This window comes from Clostridium sp. CAG:43 (assembly GCF_000434655.1).
Lineage (GTDB): Bacteria > Bacillota > Clostridia > Lachnospirales > Lachnospiraceae > Otoolea > Otoolea fessa.
In genome coordinates this window covers 5235-7237 of sequence record NZ_FR894986.1, presented here as the reverse complement: position 1 = coordinate 7237, position 2003 = coordinate 5235, and the positions used below count along the sequence as shown (strand labels likewise).

Below are 2003 nucleotides of genomic sequence, written 5' to 3'. Positions count from 1 at the left end.
GTACAGGCACCGTTGCTGCCGTATCCCGGAACGCCGGGAGGCTGCCTGTCTCCATGTAAGCGCGGAACGGAAGTTCGCCCTGCACTGGGTCTTTCACGACCTCATTTTTCTCCACTTCTGGTCGTTCTCCTCTGCGCAGTGAACGGCGTTCAAACCGCTCCCGCCTTCCAGAAGCCGGGCGGTCTTCCCGTTTCTCATTTTCCGGCACCGCGCGGTTTCCGCTACGTCTGTCCGCTGCTCTCTCGGCTCCTGAAACACGAGCTGCCCTCTCTCTCTCTGAGCAAGCTTTCTCTCTGCCCTGCGTGCGCTCGGTATTCCCCTCTGCAGCACGATCCGCTGCACGGTTCCGATAGCTCCTCTCCGATCGTTCCGGTCTGTCACTGCCAGACGGACGTTCTTGTGCGCTGCGCTCCTGTTCCGGCTTTTCGGCTTTTTCCGGTGTTTCCAGACGTGTTCCCCTATTCGGACCACTTACGCCTCTTGGCGCCTGTGTCCGCTCCGAAAGAGGTCGAACCTGCATCTTATTTTTCTTTTCCTTCTCCCGGAAGCTTTTAAGTACGATCGCCGCCGAATACTGGTACGCATAGATACAGCTTTTTATCAGTTCCTGCTCTTCCTCCGTCTTGCAGGAACTCAAGAGCATCTCTTCCTCTTCTTTTTCCAGATATGCCTCTCCGTTCGTATCGCGTTCCTTTACCGGCTTGTAGATCCGGTATTTCTTGTAATACGGCGGACATGGAAACTGCTTATTCTTAACCGGTTCCGGTACAATCCGCAGTTTGTAGGTATCGGACATGCGCGCCAGAACATTATGTATTTTCTCACAATTCTCTCTCGTATTTGTCTCCCGCGCCGGGATACAAAGTAAATAATCCATCTATTTTCCCTCACATCTATCAAACGATCCTTTTCAAAATCGTTTTCTTCTCAAATTTTCTACATTTACGCCAATCTTTATTGTATCATGTCAGAGAAAAACGGGCAAGTGAAAAAGAATGTGCCTCACGACAATTTCCTGTTACACAAAAAAGGCTGCCACACGAATGCCAAACGAACGTTTTCCGTCCGGGGCCTTCTGTTTGTGACAGCCTGTCTTCCTTTATCTAACGCAGCCATATTTACCTGCGTGTTACTGTTCACGCATACGTGTCCAGTAACACCTGCGTTCCTCAGTCTCTTACACCATCCAGTCTTTCAGCACGCCGTGATCGCGCAGCAGCTTTCCAACCACCGTCTTGTCAATCTTCCGGAGAATCGGCTTTTTGAGTGCTTCAAGCGGCATCGGCAGCTTCATTTCCAGCGGCGATCTGCCGTCCATCAGCTTGACCGTGCTGTCCAGAAGCTCGCGGATATCGTAGACACTTCCCCATACCTCCGGTACGCCGCGGTCTACGCCGCACAAGCCATACACCGCTTCCATCGCGGTGCGGACGGAATACTCGGTCGTGAAAATAGTATCACGCGGGGTCTCCGCAAACTGCCCCAGAAATGCCGCATTGACACATCCATCCGGGATAACGTCCGGGCGGTCTCCGGCACGCCGCGGCATAAAGAATGCTGTAATATACGGCATCATCGTCGGCGTACAGTTCGCATGGTTCTCAGCCAGTTCCTCGATCTGATCCTCCGGGATTCCGAGATGGTACAGCCATTCTTCGGTGATCTCCTTGCCCGTGCAGGCGCGCATCGGCTTCTTCACATAATCGCCCGGTACATCCGTAAATAAACTGTATACCCAGACGCAGATCTCGTCCTTATCCTGCGCTTTGAACTGTCCCTGACGGTTGATCGTCCAGCTGAGCAGCCAGCTTGAATCACGGCAGCTCACGATACCGCCTGTTACGACGCGTCCACTTCTCGGATCCCTGCGGCAAATCTTGCGGATCTGGGAAATGATTGTCTCATCCGAAATCGTGACCGTCGCAGACTCCCAGTTCGTCTTCTGGATATCCGAGCAGAATTTCTCCGGATGTCCAAATGCCGGATCCTGCGCAGCAACCTGA

2 protein-coding genes are annotated in these 2003 nt (G+C 53.1%); both read right to left on the bottom strand.

What is annotated here, in order from left to right; translation table 11 throughout:
* On the bottom strand, positions 1 to 877 hold an 877-nt coding region (locus QVO97_RS00475; protein ID WP_288188483.1), incomplete at its 3' end, for a hypothetical protein.
* 300 nt (positions 878 to 1177) lie between these two features.
* On the bottom strand, positions 1178 to 2003 hold an 826-nt coding region (locus tag QVO97_RS00470; RefSeq protein ID WP_288188481.1), incomplete at its 5' end, for an oleate hydratase.